Annotated in this window: 19 protein-coding genes; 12 read left to right on the top strand and 7 right to left on the bottom strand. The window is 70.8% G+C overall.

All coding sequences use genetic code 11. From position 1 onward, the window contains the following. Positions 1 to 78: 78 nt before the first annotated feature. From ACWEIJ_RS23635 to ACWEIJ_RS23625, 3 genes are all read left to right on the top strand, one after another. Positions 79 to 1,575 (top strand): carboxylesterase/lipase family protein, encoded by a 1,497-nt coding sequence (locus tag ACWEIJ_RS23635; RefSeq protein WP_449839375.1) that lies wholly within the window; start codon positions 79 to 81, stop codon positions 1,573 to 1,575. A gap of 3 nt (positions 1,576 to 1,578) precedes the next feature. Further along, positions 1,579 to 2,853: an MFS transporter gene (locus ACWEIJ_RS23630; RefSeq protein WP_449839374.1), complete on the top strand. Its 1,275-nt coding sequence runs from the start codon at positions 1,579 to 1,581 to the stop codon at positions 2,851 to 2,853. A 231-nt stretch (positions 2,854 to 3,084) separates the two neighbouring features. Continuing rightward, entirely contained in the window at positions 3,085 to 4,272 is a 1,188-nt protein-coding gene (locus ACWEIJ_RS23625) for a diguanylate cyclase (protein WP_449839373.1), read from the top strand. Positions 4,273 to 4,285: 13 nt separating this feature from the next. Here the strand turns inward: ACWEIJ_RS23625 and ACWEIJ_RS23620 are convergent, their stop codons facing one another. Then, complete coding sequence (locus ACWEIJ_RS23620; RefSeq protein ID WP_449839372.1) at positions 4,286 to 5,128, bottom strand: alpha/beta fold hydrolase; 843 nt, start codon at positions 5,126 to 5,128, stop codon at positions 4,286 to 4,288. A 10-nt stretch (positions 5,129 to 5,138) separates the two neighbouring features. On the opposite strand from ACWEIJ_RS23620, the gene ACWEIJ_RS23615 reads away from it, so the two are divergent. Then, positions 5,139 to 5,609: a PPOX class F420-dependent oxidoreductase gene (locus tag ACWEIJ_RS23615; protein WP_449839534.1), complete on the top strand. Its 471-nt coding sequence runs from the start codon at positions 5,139 to 5,141 to the stop codon at positions 5,607 to 5,609. On the opposite strand, the gene ACWEIJ_RS23610 is transcribed toward ACWEIJ_RS23615, so the two are convergent. The 3 genes from ACWEIJ_RS23610 to ACWEIJ_RS23600 all read right to left on the bottom strand — a co-directional run bounded on the left by ACWEIJ_RS23610 (position 5,602) and on the right by ACWEIJ_RS23600 (position 8,656). Further along, positions 5,602 to 6,189, bottom strand: coding sequence for a VOC family protein (locus ACWEIJ_RS23610; protein WP_449839371.1), 588 nt, complete (start codon positions 6,187 to 6,189; stop codon positions 5,602 to 5,604). The two genes, ACWEIJ_RS23615 and ACWEIJ_RS23610, sit on opposite strands and share 8 nt — an antisense overlap. A 52-nt stretch (positions 6,190 to 6,241) precedes the next feature. Next, complete coding sequence (locus tag ACWEIJ_RS23605; protein ID WP_449839370.1) at positions 6,242 to 8,242, bottom strand: putative bifunctional diguanylate cyclase/phosphodiesterase; 2,001 nt, start codon at positions 8,240 to 8,242, stop codon at positions 6,242 to 6,244. Between the two features lie 72 nt (positions 8,243 to 8,314). After that, entirely contained in the window at positions 8,315 to 8,656 is a 342-nt protein-coding gene (locus ACWEIJ_RS23600; protein ID WP_030475304.1) for a hypothetical protein, read from the bottom strand. Positions 8,657 to 9,016: 360 nt separating this feature from the next. Between ACWEIJ_RS23600 and ACWEIJ_RS23595 the strand changes: the two genes are divergently transcribed. Together ACWEIJ_RS23595 and ACWEIJ_RS23590 are read left to right on the top strand one after the other, a co-directional pair. Then, positions 9,017 to 9,778: a glycerophosphodiester phosphodiesterase gene (locus tag ACWEIJ_RS23595; protein WP_449839369.1), complete on the top strand. Its 762-nt coding sequence runs from the start codon at positions 9,017 to 9,019 to the stop codon at positions 9,776 to 9,778. A gap of 54 nt (positions 9,779 to 9,832) precedes the next feature. After that, on the top strand, positions 9,833 to 11,239 hold the full coding sequence (locus ACWEIJ_RS23590) for an MFS transporter (RefSeq protein ID WP_449839368.1): 1,407 nt from the start codon (positions 9,833 to 9,835) through the stop codon (positions 11,237 to 11,239). Here the strand turns inward: ACWEIJ_RS23590 and ACWEIJ_RS23585 are convergent. Further along, the gene (locus tag ACWEIJ_RS23585; RefSeq protein WP_449839367.1) at positions 11,202 to 12,104 is read right to left on the bottom strand and encodes a hypothetical protein; all 903 of its coding nucleotides are present in this window, start codon (positions 12,102 to 12,104) and stop codon (positions 11,202 to 11,204) included. The two genes, ACWEIJ_RS23590 and ACWEIJ_RS23585, sit on opposite strands and share 38 nt — an antisense overlap. After that, the gene (locus ACWEIJ_RS23580) at positions 12,086 to 12,433 is read right to left on the bottom strand and encodes a PadR family transcriptional regulator (RefSeq protein ID WP_449839366.1); all 348 of its coding nucleotides are present in this window, start codon (positions 12,431 to 12,433) and stop codon (positions 12,086 to 12,088) included. The genes ACWEIJ_RS23585 and ACWEIJ_RS23580 overlap by 19 nt, the downstream gene beginning before the upstream one ends. A gap of 235 nt (positions 12,434 to 12,668) precedes the next feature. Between ACWEIJ_RS23580 and ACWEIJ_RS23575 the strand changes: the two genes are divergently transcribed. From ACWEIJ_RS23575 to ACWEIJ_RS23550, 6 genes are all read left to right on the top strand, one after another. After that, on the top strand, positions 12,669 to 13,424 hold the full coding sequence (locus ACWEIJ_RS23575) for a thymidine kinase (protein ID WP_449839365.1): 756 nt from the start codon (positions 12,669 to 12,671) through the stop codon (positions 13,422 to 13,424). 238 nt (positions 13,425 to 13,662) lie between these two features. Next, complete coding sequence (locus tag ACWEIJ_RS23570) at positions 13,663 to 14,007, top strand: RNA polymerase-binding protein RbpA (protein WP_030466135.1); 345 nt, start codon at positions 13,663 to 13,665, stop codon at positions 14,005 to 14,007. Between the two features lie 123 nt (positions 14,008 to 14,130). Beyond that, positions 14,131 to 15,357, top strand: coding sequence for a hypothetical protein (locus ACWEIJ_RS23565; RefSeq protein ID WP_449839364.1), 1,227 nt, complete (start codon positions 14,131 to 14,133; stop codon positions 15,355 to 15,357). Continuing rightward, positions 15,344 to 16,444, top strand: a complete 1,101-nt coding sequence (locus ACWEIJ_RS23560; protein WP_449839363.1) for a hypothetical protein — start codon at positions 15,344 to 15,346, stop codon at positions 16,442 to 16,444. The genes ACWEIJ_RS23565 and ACWEIJ_RS23560 overlap by 14 nt, the downstream gene beginning before the upstream one ends. Further along, positions 16,441 to 17,874, top strand: a complete 1,434-nt coding sequence (locus tag ACWEIJ_RS23555; protein ID WP_449839362.1) for a hypothetical protein — start codon at positions 16,441 to 16,443, stop codon at positions 17,872 to 17,874. The genes ACWEIJ_RS23560 and ACWEIJ_RS23555 overlap by 4 nt, the downstream gene beginning before the upstream one ends. 3 nt (positions 17,875 to 17,877) lie before the next feature. After that, a complete protein-coding gene (locus tag ACWEIJ_RS23550; protein ID WP_449839361.1) occupies positions 17,878 to 21,081 on the top strand; it encodes a tetratricopeptide repeat protein in 3,204 nt (1,067 codons plus the stop codon). A gap of 10 nt (positions 21,082 to 21,091) precedes the next feature. Here ACWEIJ_RS23550 and ACWEIJ_RS23545 read toward each other — a convergent pair whose 3' ends face one another. Further along, entirely contained in the window at positions 21,092 to 21,718 is a 627-nt protein-coding gene (locus tag ACWEIJ_RS23545) for a TVP38/TMEM64 family protein (protein WP_449839360.1), read from the bottom strand. Between the last annotated feature and the right edge of the window lie 3 nt (positions 21,719 to 21,721).

The following is a 21,721-nucleotide window of genomic DNA, read 5'->3' as shown; positions in this document are numbered from 1 at the left end:
TGGAACAAAGTGCCTTTCGGTGCTGTAAACCCGTTGCGGCGCTCGATACGTTCGACCCCGAAGGGGGTCATCCAACTGATGTCGAAGATTCTGACGGCGGCCGTGGCCGCCGCGATGGCGTTCGCCATCACACAGGTTCCGCCGGCCTGGGCGCACAGCGACAGCCGGGTCGTCCAGACCGACAAGGGCACGGTGTCCGGCACCGTGACCAGCACCTATCGCACGTTCGGCAACATCCCGTACGCCGCGCCGCCGGTCGGCGCGAACCGCTGGCGCGACCCGCAGCCGGTGACACCGTGGCAGGGCGTGCGGGACGCGACGGGACAGAGCCCGGTCTGCGCGCAGAACTCACAGCTGGGCCAGCCACCGTCGCAGACCGAGGACTGCCTCTACCTCAACGTCGTCACACCAGCCAAGCCGTCGCACAAGCCGCGACCGGTGATGGTGTGGATCCACGGCGGCGCGTTCACCGGCGGCGCGGCGGCGCAGTACGACGCGCGGTGGCTGGCGACGAAGAACGACGTCGTCGTGGTGACCGTGAACTACCGGCTGGGCGTGTTCGGGTTCTTCGGCCACCCCGGCCTGCCGGGATCGGGGACGTTCGGCCTGGCCGACCAGCAGGCGGCGCTCAAGTGGGTGCAGCGCAACGCGCGCGCGTTCGGCGGCAACCCGGGCAACGTGACGGTCTTCGGTGAGTCCGCGGGCGGGTTGAGCGTGTGCGCGCAGCTCGCGTCACCGCGCGCCGCGGGGTTGTTCACCAAGGCGATCATCCAGTCCGGCCCGTGCGGGCTCACCTCCCCCGGCTCCAAGCCCGGCGAGTTCGTCGGCGTCTGGCGGCCGCGGGCCGACGTGGAGAAGCTCGGTGCCGGCACGCTCGGCTGCGCGGACCTCGCGTGCCTGCGAGCGCAGCCGGTGGACAAGCTGCTGACGGTGCACGAGCGGTTCAACTGGCCCGCCTACGACACCGCCGTGCTGCCGATCGACCCGGCCGTCGCGCAGAAGACCGGGCGCATGCACCACGTGCCGACGATGGTGGGATCGACACACGACGAGATGACGTTGTTCACCCCGTACCTCTTCCCGCAGCCCGTACCGGAAGCCGGCTACCGGACCGTGCTCGCGCAGTTGTTCGGCCAGAGCACCGCGGACCAGGTGCTGGCCCACTACCCGGCCAACGGCAACAACGACGCGCGCGACGAGATCGCGAGGGTGCTGACCGACCAGTCGTGGTCGTGCCAGACGCAGCAGGCACGCACGGAGCTCGGACGGCACCAGCGGGTGTCCGGCTACGAGTTCGCCGACCAGAACGTGCCGCAGATCTTCCCGCTGCCACCGTTCCCCGGCTACAAGGCCTATCACGGCTCCGAGCTGACGATGCTGTTCGAGTTCCCCGGCGTCACCCTGTCGCCGGGTCAACGCGAACTGTCGGACCACATGATCGCCGCGTGGGGCCGCTTCGCCCGCACCGGCGACCCCGGCTGGCGTTCGGCGGTGCAGTCGCTGGCACCCGGAGCAATCAAGGCCGCCGATTTCGCCCGTGATCACCAGTGCGCGTTCTGGTCGTCCATCCTGTAGCGCATGCCCGGCTACCGCGAGCTCGCCCGCGACGGTGAGTTCCGCGCCCTGTTCGTGGCGCACGTGGTGTCGGTGGCCGGGGACCAGTTCGCCAGGGTCGCGCTGACGGTGCACGTCTACGACCGCACCGCCAGCGCCGGCCTGACCGCGTTGACCTACGCGTTGACGTTCCTGCCTGACCTGGTCGGCGGGCCCCTGCTGTCGGGGCTCGCCGACCGGTTCGCGCGCAAAGACGTGATGGTCGCCGCCGACCTCGCCCGCGCGGCCCTGCTGCTGGCGATGGCGGTACCGCTGCTGCCCCTGTGGACACTGGCGGCACTGCTCGTGCTGGTGCAGTTCGCGGGCGCTCCCCACGGGGCGGCACGAGCGGCGTTGCTGCCGCAGATCCTGCCCGACCAGCGCTACCCGATCGGGCAGGCGGTGCTGAGCACCGTGACCCAGGCCGCCCAGGTCGCCGGGTTCCTCACCGGCGGGGCACTGGTCGCGTGGTGGGGCCCCAACCTCGTGCTCGTCGCCGACGCCGTCACGTTCGGCGTCTCGGCCCTCCTGGTCGGGGTGTTCCTGCTGGACCGGCCCGCCCCCACGCACCCGCACCTGCGGGCGTGGCCCGCCGACCTGGTGGGCGGAGCCCGGCTGGTGTGGCACGACCGGCGGCTGCGCGCCCTGGTCGCACTGGCCTGCGTGTCGGGCTTCTACATCGTCGGCGAGGCACTGGCCGTGCCCTACGCCGCACGGCTGGGCGCCGGACCCGCCGCAGTGGGGGCGATCTTCGCCGCCTACGCCGCGGGAGCGGCCGCGGGCATGCTGCTGGTGGCACGCCTGGGCCAACGACCACAGCTGCGCCTCATGCCGTGGCTCGCCATCGCCGCGTGCGCAGTTCTCGTCCCGGCCGCGCTGCGGCCGGGCCTCGTCGTCAGTGTGGGGTTGTTCGCGCTGTCCGGTGCGGCCAGTGCCTACCACCTGGTCGCGAACACGACGTTCGTGCGCGCGGTACCGGACTCCTCGCGCGGCCAGGCGTTCGGCCTGGCCGTCACCGCGTTGCGGGTCTCCCAGGGCCTCGGCGTGGCCCTGGCCGGACTGGCCGCGGAAACCCTCGCGGCGCACCTGGTCGTCGCCGCCGCCGGAGCACTGGGCGTGCTCGCGGCCGGCGGGGCGGCGACCGCGTGGTGGCTCAGCGCCGCCAGTCGGTCGGACGACCCAGATCAGCGACACGGGCCCAGTCCGTGGGACGCAACCAGTCGGTCGGACGAACCGGACGCGGGGCAGAGGTACGGTTGATCATGACTGCTCCTACGGGTGTTCGTTGCGCTTGAACCAGCGCGGATTTTCGGGGTGCATTCTGTGAGGACTACTCACGGTGAGGTCCCCCACATGGAGCCACGACTTTGAGTTACCCGGTAGCTACAGTGGTTGGTTCCTGGACAGTGGTGTGGGGGTGAACGCGTGCCTTGGCTCGACCCGCGCCGGTGGAAGTTATGGTCGCTTCCTCCTGTGGTGCTGGCCTATGTCGTGACGGTGGTTGTCTCAGCGACCCTCGTCACGCTCGCCACCGCATGGCGTACCCCTGCCGAGGCCTTGACCTGGCCCTGGTTCCTGCTGCTCTCCGGTGGTGCGGTGCTGCACCTGGAGGCCGCACGGGGAATCGAACGGATCCGCGAGATCGGCGCCGAAGGCTCGCCGCACGCCCACATGCAGTCGGTGTGGCTGTTCGCGGGCGTGCTCGTACTCCCGATGCCACTGCTCGTGGCGCTGATCGTCATCAGCTACACGCACTCGTGGTTCCGGGTCTACAAGCGGCGGGCGGTCCTGTTCCGCAAGGTGTTCTCCGCGGCCACTGTCGTCCTGGGCAGTGCCGCGGCGCAACTCGTTCTGGGGTTCTTCCCGGACCGTGCTCTTGACGTTGACGGCCCGCTCGCGCTCCTGGCCTTGGTTACGGCCGGCTTCCTGTACTGGTTCATCAACTACGCGCTGGTCGTGACCGCGATCTTCGTGACCAACCGGCAGAACCCCGTCCGCACCGCCCTGGGCAACGCCTCCGACGTGCTGATCGTGCAGGCGTCGGTCGGCCTGGGCTCCGGCGTGGCGATCATCATGACCTCACGGCCGTGGCTCACGCCGATGCTGCTGCTCACCGTCCTCGCACTGCACATGGGCCTGCTGCTGCCCCAGTTCCGCGTCGCCGCCCGCACCGACTCCAAGACCGGCCTGGTCGACGCGACCTTCTGGCACGACGTCGCCGAACGCGAACTCGCCAGAGCCCGCCGCCTCGTCTCCACCGTCGGCGTGCTCATCCTCGACCTCGACCACTTCAAGCAGATCAACGACGTCTACGGCCACCTCGCCGGCGACCGCGTCCTGCGCGCCGTCGCCGACGCGCTCAAGCACTCGGTGCGCTCCTACGACCTCGTGGGCAGGTTCGGCGGCGAGGAGTTCGCCGTGCTGCTGCCCGGCGTCAGCACCGACGAGGTCCGCGCCACCGCCGAACGCATCCGCCTCGAGATCGCGAGCCTGCACATCGCCGTCGTCGACCGCCTCGGCCAGGACCGGGTCATCTCCGGACTGACCGCGTCGGTGGGCGCCGCGGTCTTCCCCGACAGCGCCACCGAGCTCAGCCCGCTGCTGCTGGCCGCCGACGAGGCCCTCTACCAGGCCAAGAACAACGGCCGCGACCGCGTGGCGACCGCGCAGGTCTTCTAACCGGCCAGGTCTTCTAACCGGCCAGGAACGCCGCGACCTGCTTCGCCACCCGATCCGGATCCTCCACCCACGGGTAGTGCCCCACACCCTCGTGCACGTACAAGGTGGCATCCGGGAACAACGCCACCAGCTCCGCACACCGCCGCACCGGCGAGATCGGGTCCTCCGAACACGCGTACACCAGCACCGGATGATCGAAGTCCATCAACGCCCGCCGCAACACACCCGGCACGAACGCGCCCTCGGCGTTGTACCCCAACGCCACGTGGTACTTCCACTGCCCCAGCTCGGCGTTCGCATGAGCCTGCGCCCGCTCGTCCCACCGCGCGTACAGCAACGGCGACGCGGCCACGCGATTCTCCACCGAATCGTCGCCCGCGGCGTTGCGCGCCAACGCGGTCGTGGCGCCCTCGAACCACGGCTCACCCGCCCGCGCCGCGAGGAACGCGTCCCAATCGCTCTGCTCCGGCGACAACCCCACCGACCGCAACGCCGGAGTCAGCAGCACGAGCTTGCCGACCCGGTCCGGGAAGTCCGCCGCGTACCCCATCGCGATCCCCGCGCCGGCGGAATGCCCCAGCACGTCCACCACGTCCAGACCGAGGTGACGGCGCAGCATCTCCACATCCCTGACCAGCATGTCCCGCCGATACGTGAACGGATCCGCCGGCTCGTCCGACTCCCCGGTGCCCCGGTTGTCCAGCACGACCAGCCTGCGGTGCGCGTCCAGCCCGCCCAGCGTCTCCAGATACTCCGACGCCCTGCCCGGACCGCCCGCGAGAACCACGAGCGGAACACCGTCGCCTGCTTCCCGGTAGGCGAGTTCCGTGCCGTCGAACGAGGTGAACCGTGCCATGCTGCACATCATGCCGAAGATCGCCACCGCCGACCTCGTCGACCGGCCGCAGCTGCTCGAGTTCCTCCGCACCCGCCACCACGGCGTCCTCATCACCCGCCGCTCCACCACCGACGGCGTGCAGGTCTCCCCCGTCTCCTGCGGCGTCGACACCCAGGGCCGCATCGTCATCGCGACCTACCCGCAGCGCGCCAAGGTCCGCAACGCCCGCCGCAACCCCCACGTCACCATGTGCGTGCTCTCCGACGACTGGGACGGCCCCTACGTCCAGATCGACGGCACCGCCGAAGTCCTCGACCTGCCGGAAGCACTCGAGGACTTCGTCGAGTACTACCGCTGCATCGCGGGCGAACACCCCGACTGGGACGAATACCGCGCCGCCATGATCCGCCAGGGCAAGGCCCTCATCCGCATCACCATCGACAGCTGGGGCCCCGTCGCCACCGGCGGCTTCCCACCCGAGCTCGACACCACTAGCTGACCCAGTTCCCGCCCCACCCCTTCGGGTGCTCCAGCAACGCGCACCGACCGCCGTGCGGGCCCTCCACCGACGCCGTCACCCCGACCGGCGCCGACACGGGGCCCGACCACACCCGACCGTCCAACTCGGACACCCGCGCACACGCCGCCTCGACGTCGTCCACCGCGAAGAACACCGTCCACCCGGAGCCCGCACCCGCCACCGGACGCGGATCACCCTGCCGCGACGACGTGAAAAGACCAGCACCCCCATCAGCCCGCGCGGCCTCCCAGCCCAGCTCCCGCCGCCAGAACACCTCGTTCTCACCCGGCAGCTCCACCCAGCACGGCTCACCGTGCCGAGGCGCCGGCGCCCACGGACCGTGCAACACCCGACCACCGTCCACAGAGGAACCAGCCGTCAGCTCACGCGGCTCGTCACCACCGAAGACGACCCGCCAACCCCCTTGCCCCGCAACAACCTGCGCCGCGAGCCGATCACCCACCCAGCCCGTGAAAGAACCACCCGGCTCGGCTATCACCGTCCACCCCAGCACCGCGGCGAAGAAGTCCACCGACAGCTCAGGCTCGGCAACGCTCAACTCAAGACGACGCAGACCACAAGACGACACGGGCATCCCATCAAGGCGGTGATCAGGAGCGCGCACCATCCTCTGCTCCGACCACCTGAGACGACAATGCGCCATTCGGCGGCATGCGCTCCGCGTTCACCACGTCACGCAACGGCACCGGCCTGCCCAGGTGAAAACCCTGCCCCACCCGCACGCCCAGCCCGCGCAGCACCTCCACCTGCGACGGCCGCTCCACCCACTCCGCCACCGACGACAACCCCAGCCCGTTCGCGATCTGCACGATCCCCGACACCAGCACCGCGTCCGCGTCGTTGGTCTCGATGCCCTTCACGAACTCGCCATCGATCTTGATCCCCGTGATCGGCAAATGCTTCAGATGCACAAAAGACCCGAAACCCGAACCGAAGTCGTCCAACGTGATCCGGCACCCGAAACTGCGCAACTGCGTCGCCAGCGACACCGCAGCGTCCAAATTGGTCACCGCGGCCGTCTCTGTGATCTCCAGCCCCAACCGGCCCGGCGCCACCCCCGCCGACCCCAGCCGGTCGAGCACGAAACCACCGAAATCAGGATCCTCCAACGTCCGGCCCGACACGTTCACGTTGAACCGCAACCGCGAATCCGGCTCCGCCACCAACGCGTCGATCGCCGTCGACAACACCCACCGGTCGACCTCCAGAATCAGGTTCGACCGCTCCGCCACCGGAAGGAAATCCGCCGGACCCAGATAAGGCTCCTGCTGATCCTCCAACCGCAACAACAACTCATGCCCCAACGTCGTCCCCGACGCCAGCTCCACCATCGGCATCCCGTACAGCGCCAGCCCGTCCCCCGCCAACGCCGCCCGCAGCCGATCCAGCACGCTCACCCGCTTCACCGTGTCCGCGTAATGGTTCGGCTCGTACACCGTCACCCGGTCCCGACCCGCCGCCTTCGACGCGTACAACGCCAGATCCGCGTTCGCCAGCACCAGCTCCCACGAGTCACCCGGCCCGAACTCCGCCAGCCCCGTGCTCACCGTGATCCGCGCCGGCGTCCCGATCCCCGCCAGCGGAAAACCCGCCACCGCCTCCTTCAGGTTGTCCGCCACCCCCGACGCGTCCTCCAACGACGCACCCGGCAACACCACCGCGAACTCGTCACCACCCAGCCGCGCGATCAACCGATCACCCAGCCGCGACTGCAACGCCGACGCCAGCATCCGCATCACCCGGTCACCCACCGCGTGACCCCGCAGATCGTTGACGTCCTTGAAGTTGTCCAGATCCAGCACCAGCAACGCACCCGAACCGTTGTTCGCCAGCTGCTGCTCCAACGCGCGCGTCAACGCCCTGCGGTTCGGCAGACCCGTCAACGGATCCTGCTCCGCCATCCGCACCAGCTCGTCGTGCACCCGCGACGACTGCGTCACGTCGTGCGCCGTCCCCAACGCCCGCACCGGCGCACCCGACTCGTCGAGCTCCACCTCACCGAAACACTCGAACACCCGCTCCGCACCGTCCGGACGCAACATCCGATGCGTGTAGGTGAACACCGAACCCGTCTTCAACGCCGCGTCCAGCGTCTCCTCGATCATCGGCAGATCGTCCGGATGCACCAGCTGCGAGTACAGCTCGAAGTCGAACGCCATCCCCGGCGCGAACCCGAACATGTCCAGCAAGGTGTCCGACCAGGTCACCCGGTCGTCCGAGATGGACCACTCCCACGTGCCCATCCGCCCCAACGCCTGCGCACGCCGCAACGCGTCCGCCTCCTGCGTCACCGTCAACTCACGATCACGCCACGCCGACACGTCCACGACCTCGTACATCAGGTCGTCACCCAGCTTCGAGCACCGCACCTCGAGCCACTTCGGACCCGGAGCCAGCACCTCCCGCGCCGGCGCGGGCACCTCGGGCACACCCGGAAGCAACGCCGGCAACGACCGCCCGTACGCCTGCTCCACCGCCACACCGAGCACCACGCCCAACGCGCGGTTGCACCACAACAGGTTCCCGCGCGCATCCGTCACGGCATAGCCGACATCCGCCCGGTCCAGCACCGTGCGGCTAAAGGAGGTCACGCGCGTCATGATCGTCCGATCACCGGACGTAAGCAACCCGCTACGCCGGTCAGTTCGCTGATTTGCGAACGGCTACCGAAGCCGCTCCAAGCCCTTCGCCGACTCCACCAGCTCCGCCGCCAGCTTCCGCAGCTCCTCGTTCTCGGCCCCGTCCTGCGCCGCCGTCACCACATCCTCCGCGGCACACCGCAGCTGGAACAACCTGTCCTGCAGATCCGCGAGCTCCGCGGTGGAGAGCACGACCGCGTCCTCCGGCAGACCACCCCGCTGCAACGCCGCCCTGCGCTCGTACGCGCGCTGACGGCACGGCTGCGCGCAGTATCGCCTCGGCCGGCCGATCCGCCCACTCCCCGGCAACCGCCGCCCGCACCACGCGCAGTGCCTGGGCTCATCCGCCTCCATGGAGCGCTCCATGGCGCGCGACGGTAGCGAATGGCGGCGGGTGGTCTCCAGCGACGCGCCAGAAAGCCCGACCTTCGTAGGGATCCGGACAGTACCGGTACGGCGATTGGTGTTGTTTTCGGGTGGGGTTTGGTCGTTCTGCCTTGACTGATCGCGCTTCAACGAACTCTCCCCACCACGGCACGGATGCGCCACTTCGATGACGAAACCGGGCCTGGGGTTCCGTTGCGGGTTTTTCTGCCCGTTGTTCTGCCGGTCCGGATGACTGGTAGGTTTTGTTTCAGGCTGCACTGAAGAAATAGAGACCAAGAAGAAAGTGTCCCGCCACCCACTGTCCACCCCGAAGCCACGCCCGGCAGGCACACTCACGACGTGACCCACCCGTACCTCGCAGGCCCGCACCCCCGAGCCTTCGCCCACCGCGGCTGGCACGTCGACGACCTCACCGGCATGGAGAACTCGCTGAGCTCGTTCCGCCGCGCCGTGCAGGAGGGCTACCGCTACATCGAGACCGACGTGCACGCCACCTCCGACGGCGAGGTCGTCGTCCACCACGACCACACCCTCGACCGGACCACCGACGGGCAGGGCCGAGTCGCCGACCTGCCGTGGACCGAGGTGCGCCTGGCCCGCATCGGCGGACGCGAACCCATCGCCCGGCTCGCCGACGTCCTGGAAGAACTGCCCGACACGTTCTTCAACATCGACGTCAAGACCGACAGCGCCGTCGAACCGATCCTCGCCCTGCTGCGCAAGGCCAAGGCACTGCACCGCGTCTGCCTCGCGAGCTTCTCCGACAACCGCCTCGCCCGGCTGCGCCGCCGCGGCGGACCGGAACTGCTCACCTCCATGGGACCCCGCTCCGCCGGCGCGCTGTGGGCGGCGGGCCGCATCCCGCTCGCCGGACTCGCCGTGCGCGGACAGGTCGCCCAGGTCCCGGTCACCCAGGGACGGCTCACCGTCGTCGACGCGCGGTTCGTCCAGGCCGCACACCGCCGCGACCTCGAAGTGCACGTGTGGACGATCGACGACGAAGCCGACATGCGCGCCCTGCTCGACCTCGGCGTCGACGGACTCGTCACCGACCGGCCCGACGTCCTGCGGCAGGTGCTCCGCTCGCGCGGCACCTGGTAACAGGTTGGACAGTCGATCATCGGCCGTGTCGGCGGACAAGTACAGTCCGCCGACATGAAGGTCAAGGGCGACGACGCCGCCGACGCCAAGACAGCCCGCCGCCGCGAACAGCGCGGCTGGGTCTGGTACGACGTGGCGAACTCCGTGTTCCCCACGTCCGTGGTCACAGTCTTCTTCTCGCTGTACCTCACGAGCATCGCGAAGAACGCCGCCAAGGCCGACGCGGCACTCAACGGCGCGAATCCCTGCGCGGGCGACAACGCGTTCGACCACTGCGACGTCACGTTCCTCGGGGCCCAGTTCCCCGCCGGATCCCTCTGGGGCTACCTGCTCTCGCTCGCCACCGTGATCCAGGTCGTGGTGCTGCCGGTCATGGGCGCCATCGCCGACCGCACCCAGAACAAGAAGAAGATGCTCGCCTTCTTCGCCTTCACCGGATCCGCCGCCACCATCGCGCTCGCCGCCGTCCAGGGCACCAACTGGACCCTCGGCGTGCTGTTCTTCATCCTCGCCAACATCGGCTACGGCGCCAGCGTCGTCGTCTACTACGCCTTCCTCCCCGAGATCGCGACGCCCGACGAACGCGACGCCCTCTCCAGCCGCGGCTGGGCGTTCGGCTACCTCGGCGGCGGTGTGGCACTGGCGATCCAGCTCGCCATCACGCTGTCCGCCGACTCCCTCGGCATCACCGCCGCCGACGCGGCGCGCATCGCGTTCGTCATCTCCGGCGTCTGGTGGGCGGGCTTCACGTTCATCCCGCTCACGCGTCTCGCCCAGCACCAGGCACCGCACGGCGCCGAGCACGGCGGCTCGGTGATCTCCGCCGGCTTCAAGGAGCTCGGCACCACCCTCAAGCAGGCCAAGGCCTTCCCGCTCACCCTCGCGTTCCTCGGCACGTACCTGATCTACACCGACGGCATCGCCACCGTCGCGAACGTGTCGGCCCAGTACGGCAGCGTCGAGCTGAAGTTCGAACAGCAGACGCTCATCACGGTGATCCTGATCGTCCAGTTCGTCGCGTTCGTCGGCGGCGTCCTGCACGGCGTCGTCGCCAAGCGCGTCGGCGCCAAGAAGACGATCCTCGGCTCGCTCGTGGTGTGGATCGTCGTGATCACCGCCGCGTTTTTCGTCAAGGCGGGCGACGAGATGCAGTTCTACCTCGTCGCCGCGGGCATCGGCATCGTGCTCGGCGGCACGAACGCCTTGTCCCGCAGCCTGTTCAGCCAGATGGTGCCGCCCGGCAGGGAAGCCCAGTACTTCTCCCTCTACGAGGTCGGCGAGCGCTCCACCAGCTGGCTCGGCCCGCTGGTGTTCGCCGGCGTCGGCCAGGCCACCGGCAGCCTCCGCCCCGCCATCATCTCGCTGATCATCTTCTTCGTCGCCGGCTTCGTCCTGCTGATCTTCGTGCCCGTCCGCAGGGCCATCAAGGCAGTCGGGAACCCAGAACCGACGCTCGTCTGACCGGTGCGGCGGCGCTGGCCAGCCACAGCGCCGCCGTCACCACGACGAACCCGCGCCACTGCGGCGGACCGTCCACATACGACACGACGAGCCCTCCCGCGAACGACCACGCGAAGATCGACAGCGCTCGTCCCAGCGCCACCTCCCCGCGCACGTAGGCGTAGATCCGCACGCCCAGCACCACCGCCGCGAGCACGGCGTCACCGGTCCCCCACGCCAGCAGCTCCCCCGCGCCGACGAGCACCGCCGCCCCGCTCCACCACAGCAGCGGCCGCGCCGGCGGGACCGGCGCCTCCCGGTGAAAACCCAGGCACAGGCACCCGAACGTCACCAGCGCCGGCAACTGCCACAGCAGACTGCCGACGCCCGCCGGACCGTCGTCCGTGAGCACGTTGGCCAGCCACGGCACCAGCGCCGCGCCCGCCACGACCTTCGCCCACGTCCGGTAGCCGCTCACCAGCAACCCGACCGCCACCAACGGGGCGAAGTGGCCCACCGTCACCCACCACGGCGCCGGCACGAACTCCGGACTGCTCAGCTGCACGATCCGGCCGTAGACCGCGGGCACGAGGAACGTCAGCCCCAGCAACAACCCCAGCACGCCCAGCCACCGCACGACCTCCCCCAGCCGCACGGCGTTCACCGGCGCGGCGGTGGCGGCCAGCCGCGTGCGGACCGCCAGGCCCAGCATCGCGCCCGTCTCGCCCCAGCCCGGCCAGCTGTGCTCCAGATCGAGCTCGTCCGTCCGGTCGGCCAGGAACAGCCCGACCATCTCCTCCTCGCGGTCCTGCCGGTACCACGCGGGCAGGACCCTCAACAGCCACCGGTAGCGCCGCTCCAGCTCGCTCATGCCCTGTTCGCCCACGGCTGGACACCCTTCCCCCTCAGCACCGCGGAGGCCGCCCGCACGTTCGCGCTCAGCCTCGCGACCTCCGCCTGCAACGCCCGCACCCCGGAGTCGGTGAGCTTGTAGTAGCGCCGCAGCCGCCCCTGGTGCACCTCCTCGCGGTCGCGCTCGGCGAGCCCGTCCGCCACCAGCCGGTCCAGCACCCCGTACAGCGTGCCCACGCGCAGCACCATCCGCCCCTCGGACAACTCCTCCACCGCCTGCACGATCGCGTAGCCGTGCAACGGCTCCTCCGCGAGCGCGGTGAGCACGAGGAACGCCTGCTCCGACATGACCCGACCACTCATGTCGCTGAATATATCGCGCCGCGAGCTATACCGGGAAGCGAGCCATCGGGTCGGTTTTATTTCAGGCAACACTGAAGCTATCGAGGAACTTGAGCCGACATGATGTTTCGACGGCCCGCGCAGTGGCTATGTCTGCGCCACCGGATCCGCGGCTGAGCCGAAGGGACGCAGGATGGACAGCGATACGCCGTGGGGGTTCTTGTTGATCAGGAGTCAGGCACTAGGGTGACCCGCCGTGGACGCCCTCCCCGATCCGACAGATGCCCTGTCCGCTGTACCTGTCGCGGGTTCCCGACGGTCGACTCCGGTGGTGGGCCACCTCAAGTTCTTCTTCGGCCCCATGGACTGCGGCAAGTCGACGCTCGCCCTGCAGATCGACCACAACAACTCGCGGCAGGGCCGCCGCGGGCTGCTGCTGGTGCGGCACGACCGGTCGGGCCGCCCGCAGATCTCCAGCCGCATCGGCATCACGCGGGAGGCCGCGGAGATCCGCGACGACGATCTCCGCCGGCTGGTGCGCTCGGAGTGGGCGGCCGGCCGGCGGGTGGACTACCTGATCGTCGACGAGGCCCAGTTCCTCTCCCCCGCCCAGGTCGAGCAGCTGGCAGAGCTCGCAGACGACGTCCAGGTCGACGTGTACTGCTTCGGGCTGGCCACGGACTTCCGCGGCGAGATGTTCCCCGGCTCGCAGCGGCTCTTCGAACTGGCCGACGAGCTGAAGGCCATCCAGGTCGAGGTGCTGTGCTGGTGCGGGGTGCCGGGACGGTTCAACGCGCGGGTGCGGGCCGGTCGAGTGATTCGCGCCGGGGACACGGTGCTGGTCGCCGACACGGTTTCAGATACGGAACAGCACCGATCGGGTACAGAGAGCAACGGTGTAACCGATACCACGGAAACTACTGTGCGCTACCAAGTGCTCTGTCGGCGTCACTTCCGGTTGGGTGACCTGGGCCCTGACGTCGCACAAAGTGGCCAACTGCGCTTGGCCTAGGCGATTACCCACAGGGGCCGCTAGGCCATTAGAGTGATGCATGAGCGCAGGAGCTTGATAACGCGTCACGATCCTGTGGCGATCGCATCCATTAGTAGGAAGCCTTCGTTGACGAGTGAACGACGTCACTGTGGGCGACCATGAGAGCGAACCGGAAACAAACGGAGCAATCCGGGCGTTGCACACGGTGAGCAAGAAGCCTGGGCCCCGGCCCTGAGCCGAGCGAAAGGACACCGCCATGGCCGACCGCGTTTTGCGTGGCAGCCGGCTCGGAGCAGTCAGCTACGAGACCGACCGCAACCACGATCTCGCTCCGCGCCGGGCAGCGCGGTACGCATGCCCTAAGGGACACGACTTCGAGGTCCCGTTCTCCGACGACGCCGAGCTGCCGCCGACGTGGGAATGCCGCCTGCACGGCACCGAGTCGAAGATCATCGACGGTGTCGAGCCGGAGGTGAAGAAGGTCAAGCCGCCGCGCACGCACTGGGACATGCTCCTGGAGCGCCGGTCGATCCCCGAGCTCGAGGAGCTGCTCGACGAGCGCCTCGAAGAGCTGCGCGGACGCCGCACCCGCACGGCCTGATCTCGCAGACGCTTCAAGCCGTCCCGGTCTCCCGCCGGGGCGGCTTTTGCGTGCTCTGCGCCGTTGGGGTGATGACGGCTGACCGGCGCTAACGCAAGGTCGTAGGTCTTCGAAGCTCGGGATATGACGCCCGTCCAGGATGCCCGCTCCGTCTCCTCGGCCGCGCGGGCGCTCGCCCGAGCGCTGGATGGCCGGGGCACCGACGTCGCAACCGCCCTGGACCGCCTGGAGCTGCACGCACGCCACGTCGTGGAGGACACGGACCGTGGCTTCGCGGCCGAGGACTCCCCCTCGCGGGAGTCGCTGCTGCAGGAGGCCCTGATCCAGCTGGAGGTCGGCGCGACGCTGTGCGCCGCCGAGCAGGCGCGCACGGGCAGCACCGCCGACCTCACGTCCGCCGCCGCCCGGCTCGACCAGGCCGCCGACACGATCGAGGGCGTCGACGGCTCCCCCGACGGGCTGCGGGGCTTCGACGCCGAGGCGTTCACGGGGTCCGGCACCGATGCCGCGCTGCTGGCGCTGGACGAGATGGCGGCCGCCGCCGGCCAGGTCGCGGGCAAGGTGCTCGGGAAGACGTTCAAGCCGCTGCTCGACAAGGTGCCGGAGGAGCTGCGCGACCTGCTCGGCGAGCTGGCCGAGCCCGAGGGGTTGCTGCGCTGGGCGATGCGGGCCGTGCGCAAGGGCATCGAGCTGTTGACGCGACTGGTCGACCTTCCTGTGCTGGAAACCGCGCGGCAGCGCGTCGACGAGGTGCTCGCGCGGCTGGGCCGGGGTGAGGACGCCGCTGTTGTCGCGGGTTCGGCCATCGGGGCCGACGCGGTGCGCGCTCGGCTTCGTGCACTCGGACCGGCGCCGGACAGCGCGGCCCTCGCCGGTGGGACCGGGCAGGCAGCGGACAGCCCGACGGCGGACAGCCCGACCCGCGTCGGCGAGACCGGGCAGGCAGCAGACACCGCGACCCACGCCGACGATCGCGGACCGGCGCCGGACGGCTCGACCCACATCCGTGCGCTCAGGCCGGGAGCGGGCAACGCAATCCTTGCCGGTGGGACCGGACCGGCGCAGGACAGCGCGACCCTCGTCCGCGAGCTCGCGGAGGTCGCCGACCGGTACAGCCGGTTGTGCACGCTGCTCGGCCGCGTCGCGGTGGCCGTCACCGGCCTCGCCGCCGTGCTCGCCGTCTTCCAGATCACCCTGGCGCACGCCGCGGCGATCACCACCGCGGGCCTGGCGATCGTGCTCGGCGTGCTGATCGGGCTCGGACGGGACCACACCGGCGCCAACGACCTGCCGGGCGGCGTGCGCGGTGTCGGGGTGCTGATGCGGGACTGGCGTCGTGCCGCCACCTGACCTGGCCGCGTTGCTGCGCATGCGGATCGCGTCGGAGCAGGCGAGGATCGAGGACCTGCGGCGGATGCTCGCGCTCGTGGGCGACCGGCGGCAGGTCGGCTTCACCGATCGCGTGGCGGCGCACGGCAGGTCGATCGACACCGACGACTGGGACGCCTTCGGCGACGCGATGGCCGGCGCCGGGCCGTTGGTGCAGGAGCTGCTGGCGACCACGACGACCTGGTTGCTGCGCAGGGAGAACCTCGGCGGTGAGGTGTTCGGCGCCGCGGAGGGCCTGCTCGGGCACCTGACCGCCGCCGCGGGGCTGCCGGAGGTCGTCCTGGGGCACACCCCGGGGTTCGAGCAGTCCGACGTCGTCCGCGCCTCGGTGTCGGTCCACTTCCCCGGCGCGCAGCTGTGGGACCTGCCGTTCCTCGCCCACGAGTTCGGTCATCACCTCGTCCCCCGGCTCCCCCACCGCGAACCGGGGCTGTCCGACCGGCGGCCGCTGGCCGGGGTCCTCTCGGCGGTCGCCCGCGCGTACCCCGAAGGCGGGGAGCGGGCGCAACGGCAGGCGGAGGAGCTTCTCGCCGACGCCGTCGCCACTGTCTGCTCAGGGCACACCTACGCGCTGGCCTGCCTGTGCCTGCGGGCTCCCGACGGCAGGACGGCCTCGACCGCGCAGGGTGTTCACCCGTCGTGGCGCGAGCGGGTCGCCACGATGTGCGCGACGCTCGACGCCCTCAGCGAGACGCTGGGCATGCCGCGGTTCCGGATGATGCGCCAGAGCAGGATCGACCCGGTCAGCACCGCGCTCTTCGGCGAGCCGCCCGCGCCGACCGCGCTCGCCGCCGACGTGGCGCAGCAGACCGTCGAGACGCTGTGCGCGCATCGGCCGGGCCTGGTCTACCTGTCCGGGGACGTCGCGGCGACCGTGGGCACGCATCTGGCCCGCGCGGATTCGTGTCCGCCGCCCGGTGCCACCCTGCCCGCCGTGCTCGACGCGGCGTGGGGGTGGCGGATGCAGCACCCCGGCGAGGACGAACGGCCCGTCGCGGCGCTGGCTCTGCGCTACTGCCGCGAGATCGCTCCTGGAGGCGCCTCATGACTTCACCGGACCTCTTGCTGCTGCGCCTCGACGCGCTGGAGTTCGACATCGAGAAGGTGCGGTCGGCGGTGGAGAGCGCCGAGTCGCGCGGCCGGTTCCTCATGGACGCCGCCCAGCAGATCCAGCCGTGCAAGGGCCAGCTCCGGGCGTTGAAGCGCAGGTTGACGGCCCTCTTCGACGCCATGGACGACGACCCCCGCATCTCCGCGCTGCTGGACGAGGCGGAGTCCGGTCTCGACAAGCAGCTGTGCGCCGCACCGGCGCTGGTGGACGAGCTGAAGCAGTCCGTCGACTTCGCCGCGAACTGCCTGCTGCAGGCCGCGGAGATGGTGGTCCAGCTCGACGACAACGCGAACTCGTTGCGGCAGAGCCTGGACCACCGGTGCAACGAGGTGCTGGAAACGCTGGAGACGCTGCGCAACACCGTCCGCGCCACCGGTGCGGACCGGCGCATGGGCCAGTGGGAGGAGTACGACCAGCTGCTGCGGGACATGGCCGAGCCGGTCTTCGCCGAGTACGTCGACTTCCTCGGCGGTCTCACCGTGCGCGACACCGGTCTCGACGACCGGATCTGCGAGATGACCGACGCGCTGCTCACCCGCCGGTTCAAGAGCGTCACCACCCGCACGCTGCCGCTGCCCGCGCGGCGGGCGGCGCTGGGCCGCGCGCTAGACACCGTCGTGCTGCTCGGTTTCCCCGAGTGGTCGGTGTGGGGCATCCCGTTGGTGGGGCACGAGGTCGGGCTCGCCTACGCCCGCGCGGAGGAGGACAACTACCTCGCGCAGCTGATCACCAAGTACGCCGAGCCCGCCAAGCCGGGCGGGCCGACCAAGCCCTACCTCGTCCAGCTGCTGGCCGACGTGTTCGCGGCCTACACGCTCGGCCTCGCCTACGGGTGCGCGGCGCTGCTGCTGCGCCTCGGCCCCCGGTACAACGAGCAGCCCAGCCGCGACATGCCGCGCGACATCGACCGGGCCCGCGTGATCATGATGACGCTGCTGCACCAGGGACCGAACGCGCCGGTGGCGGGAGGTTCGTTCAGCGACACCGTCGGCATCCTCGAGGGGATCTGGACCGAAGGCGTGCGGGCCTACGCGGGTCCGGCGCAGGCGCAGAACGCGGCCGACGAGGCCGCGGGGCCGCCGGAGCACCTGGACTGGCTCGACGACTTCACCGGCGACGCGATCGAGGCGTTCAGCAGCCTGCGGACCATCCGGGCCTACGACAACGAGCGCTGGACCGCGTCCCAGCAGTGGTACGACGCGCTGAAGTCCAGGCAGCGCGCGGAACCGTCGTGGAACCCGCCGGAGAACGCCGTGCCGGACGTGCTGACCGCCGCCTGGCGGCTGCGGCTGTGCGACCACGTCAACCCGACCGAACTCGCCGCCGACATCAAGGACCGGTGGTCGCGACGCAAGAAGGTGAGCTGAGCCGTGGTCGTGTCGAGAGAGCCGGAGACCGGCACAGCGGCCTTCTCCGGGGTGCCTGCGCCCCGGACCGACGCCGCGGAGCTGCTGAAGGAGGTCAGCGACGCCGTCGCCGAAGGACACGAGGGCACCGCGGCCAGGCTGCTGGCCGACAACCTCACGCGGCCGGGCCTGGCTCGGTCCATCGGGATGAGAGCGGTCAACGCGTTGACGCCCGCCTTGCTCTCGTGGACCGGATCGGCACTGGACAGCACGCCGTCGGCGGTCAGCGCGGCGGTGTGGTCAGTGCTCGGCGCCGTTCGCCTGAACGAAGGTGAGCCCGAGGCCGCGCTGCGCGCCTGCACGACGGCGTACGAGCTCGACCCGTCGCCGGCGCTGCTGATCGAGCTGGCGGTGGCCACCCGCGCGGCGCGTGGCACCGGGGCGGCGTTCGAGGTCCTGCGTGACGGCCTGGAGCGCTGGCCGGACGACCTGGAGATTCGCGCGCACGCGGCGCTGGCCGCGCTCGACGACGACGAGGCCGACCTGGCCGAGACGCTGTCCCGCTCGGTGCTCGACGCCGACGAGGACCAGCCGGAAGCGCTGACCGTGCAGGCCCGGCTGCTGCTGGTCGCGGAGGAGTACGACCAGGCCGTCGCCGTGGCCAGGCGGATCGTCACGGCGAAACCGTCCACCGGGCGCGCGGTGATCGCGATCGCCTTCAGCAACACCGGTCGTCTCGACGACGATCCGGGGCTGGTGGAGGCGGTGCTGGCGGACCCGCCCCAGGACGTGTGGCTGCTCGTGGAGTTCAGCAGGCTGCTGTTCGACGACGACCGGTTCGAGCACGCGTTGTCCTTGCTGGACAAGGCCTTCGAACTCGCGCCGGACGATCCGGAGGTGTGGGTCGGCCGCGGCTCGACGAAGCTCTGCCTGGGTGACTACGACGGCGCGGACGCGGACTTCGCGCGCCTGGCCGGGATGCCCGAGTACACAGGCCTCGCCACCGCGTTCCGCGGCGAGGTCGCCGGCTCCAGGGGCGACCTGAGCGAAGCGCTGCGGTTGTTCGGCGAGGTGCCGCAGGAGGAGGCGCCCGACTGGATGTGGCGGTCGCTGGGCCAGGTCGAAGCGGGGCTGGGCCACCACCAGGAGGCGATTTCCGCCTACGAGCACGCGTTGGCGATCGACCCCGTCGACGTCAGCGCGATGCTCGAGTTCTCCGACGTGCTGCTCGAACTGGACCTGCCCAGGGCGGAGCAGCTCGTCCGCCAGGCGATCGCCTTCGCCCCGGACCACGCTCCCGGCCACGCGCGGCTGGGCGAGGTGCTGCGCCGCCGCGACCGGTTCGCCGAGTCGCTGGCCGCGTTCGACCGCGCGCTGGAACTCGCCCCGGAGTACAGCTGGGCGCTGGCCAGCAGGGCCCAGTCGCTCGTCGCGCTCGGCCGGGTCGGCGAAGGCGTCGACCACCTGCGCCAGGCCGTGCTCCTGTCGCCGGCCACCCAGTGGATCGTCGACGAGCTCGTCGTCACGCTGGAGCAGCACGACCCCGAGCACGCCGACGAGGTGCTCAAGCAGCTGCAACGCGAGGTCCTGGAGTCCGGCGGGGACGGCCTGGCGCTGTTCGCGGGCCGGGCGGGTCTCGCCCAGCGCCGCAGGAGGTTCCCCGAGGCCGACCGGTTGTACGCCAGGGCGAGAAGGCTCAGCCCCGAGGACACCTCGCTCATCTACAACCACGTCACCGTCCTGCAGGAGCTCGGCCGCACCGACGACGCGATCGCGTTGCTCGACGAGCGGCCCGACCTGCTCGGCCTGGACGAGAGCCTGCGGTTGCTGCGCGTCGGCGTGCTGTGGCGGGTCGACCGGCTGGACGAGGTGCGCGAGGAGCTGCTGCAGCTCACCGCGCAGGGCACGCCGGACCCGTCCACGCTCGCGGCACTGGCCGACGTCTACCGGACCGACGGCGACCGGCGGAAGGCACGGGAGCTGATCGACCAGGTGCTGCGGGACGAGCCCGACAACGCGTCCGGGCTCGCCTCGCTCGGCGCGTGCGAGATCCAGGACGACGAGATCGAGCCGGCCCGCGAGCACCTGCGGCGCGCGGTCGAGCTCGATCCCAGCTACCCCTTCGCGTGGTGGCAGCTGCTGGCGCTGGAAGCCGACAACGGGACCGAGGCCGAGGTCGAGTCGCTGCTCGCCCGCATCGCCGCGGTCGAACCGCAGGACCAGGACCTGTACGTGATCCGCGCCTACGGGCAGTACCTGCTGGGCGACTACCGCGGCGCCGTGCGCACGGCCGAGGAGTGCCTGGCCGAGCTGGGCGGTCAGGACCCGCTGGTGCTGTCCTGGCGCGGCTGGTCGCAGCTCGCGGCCGGGCACAAGCAACGCGCGGTGCGCAGCTTCCTGCAGGCGTCCGTCGCGCCTCGGGCGCCGAAGGACAACTTCGACGCCGTCCAGGGGCTGCTCGCGGCCGACGGGTGGGACGAGGCGGTCGGGGTCGTCGCGCGCGCCGTCCGCGACGAGGACCCGTTCGCCGGCCCGATGTGCGCGCTGATCTGGGCACACGCCGGGGCGTGGGAGGCGGCGTCGAGCCACGCCCTGCTCGCGCTGCCCCTGCTGGAACGGGACCCGGACCGGCTGCACGTCGTGCCCCGGTCCCTGCGCCTCGGCGGCCACACCGGCACGGCGCTGAGCGTCATCCAGGAGGCCTGCCGCCTCTGGCCCGCCAACACCGACCTCGCCGTGCAGCTCGGCGAAGCCCTCTTCGCCGAGCACCGGGTGGCCGAGGCGAAGGCGGTGTACGCCAGGACCGCCGAACGGCTGGGCCGCAAGGTCCACCTCGGCCCTGACGGGCTCAGCCTGCTCGGGTGGTGCCTGCTGCGCACCGACCGGTACCACGAGGCCGGCGAGCTGTTCCTGCGGGCGCTCAGCACCGCGCCGATCGCCGCCCCGATCCTGGGCAACCTCATCGTGCTGAGCGTGCAGGAGAACGACCCGCACCAGGCAGGCGCGCTGCTCAACCGCGCACGGGACGAGTTCTCCAGGATCAGCCCGGCCACCAGGCGCGGCGTGATCTCCGCCCTCATCTACGACCTCGGCACGCTCACGCTCGACGACGAGGGCCAGGACCACGCCGCGCGGATCGCGGACAGCCTGCGCCGCGACCAGGCGGTGCTCGACGACGTGCTGGACCGGACCAGCCGGAGCGTGCCGCTGAGCCCGCACCAGGAGTGACGGCCCGGCATCAGGTCTGCCCGGTGGTGCGGGTGGTGCGCACCAGCGCCCTGCCCCACCACAGGCCGGCCGCCGCCAGCACCGCCCAGATCGACAGCGCCACGATCGACCGCGGCGAGCCGAGGTCGCGCAACGCGTCGCCCAGCACCGCCGCGAGCACCGTCGACGGCACCAGCCCCAGCGCCGTGCCGACCGCGAAGTGCGCCGCCTTCACCGACGTGACGCCCGCGCCGTAGTTGGCCAGCGTGAACGGCAGGACCGGCAGCAACCTGATCACCAGCGTCGCCTCGACACCCCTGCTGGCGAAGACCCGTTCGAGCGTGTCGAGCCGCTCCCCCAGCCGCGCCTTGACCTCGTCGCGGCCGAGCCCGCGGGCGATGCCGAACGCGATCATCGCGCCCGCGGTGAACCCGGCGATCGCGAGCACACTCCCCCACGCCACGCCGAACAGCAGCCCCGCCCCCGTGGCGAGCACCGGTTTCGGGAAGAACACCGCGGTGCCGAGCGCGCAGACGACCAGGAACACCGCGGGTCCCGCGTCGCGGAGCGCCTCGCCGTCCGGGAGGTCGACGAACTGGGCCGCGACCGCGAGGGTGAGCACGAGCAGCACCAGGACGATGAGGCCGGCGCGTCGCATCGG

This window comes from Lentzea sp. NPDC004789 (assembly GCF_053601075.1).
This window is presented reverse-complemented; position numbering and strand designations above follow the sequence as displayed.

Coding starts and splice junctions, on each gene's coding strand:
- ACWEIJ_RS23635 (WP_449839375.1), top strand. CDS start 79: ATGTCGAAGATTCTGACGGCGGCCGTGGCCGCCGCGATGGCGTTCGCC.
- ACWEIJ_RS23630 (WP_449839374.1), top strand. CDS start 1,579: ATGCCCGGCTACCGCGAGCTCGCCCGCGACGGTGAGTTCCGCGCCCTG.
- ACWEIJ_RS23620 (WP_449839372.1), bottom strand. CDS start 5,128: ATGGCACGGTTCACCTCGTTCGACGGCACGGAACTCGCCTACCGGGAA.
- ACWEIJ_RS23615 (WP_449839534.1), top strand. CDS start 5,139: ATGCCGAAGATCGCCACCGCCGACCTCGTCGACCGGCCGCAGCTGCTC.
- ACWEIJ_RS23600 (WP_030475304.1), bottom strand. CDS start 8,656: ATGGAGCGCTCCATGGAGGCGGATGAGCCCAGGCACTGCGCGTGGTGC.
- ACWEIJ_RS23590 (WP_449839368.1), top strand. CDS start 9,833: ATGAAGGTCAAGGGCGACGACGCCGCCGACGCCAAGACAGCCCGCCGC.
- ACWEIJ_RS23580 (WP_449839366.1), bottom strand. CDS start 12,433: ATGAGTGGTCGGGTCATGTCGGAGCAGGCGTTCCTCGTGCTCACCGCG.
- ACWEIJ_RS23570 (WP_030466135.1), top strand. CDS start 13,663: ATGGCCGACCGCGTTTTGCGTGGCAGCCGGCTCGGAGCAGTCAGCTAC.
- ACWEIJ_RS23565 (WP_449839364.1), top strand. CDS start 14,131: ATGACGCCCGTCCAGGATGCCCGCTCCGTCTCCTCGGCCGCGCGGGCG.
- ACWEIJ_RS23555 (WP_449839362.1), top strand. CDS start 16,441: ATGACTTCACCGGACCTCTTGCTGCTGCGCCTCGACGCGCTGGAGTTC.
- ACWEIJ_RS23545 (WP_449839360.1), bottom strand. CDS start 21,718: ATGCGACGCGCCGGCCTCATCGTCCTGGTGCTGCTCGTGCTCACCCTC.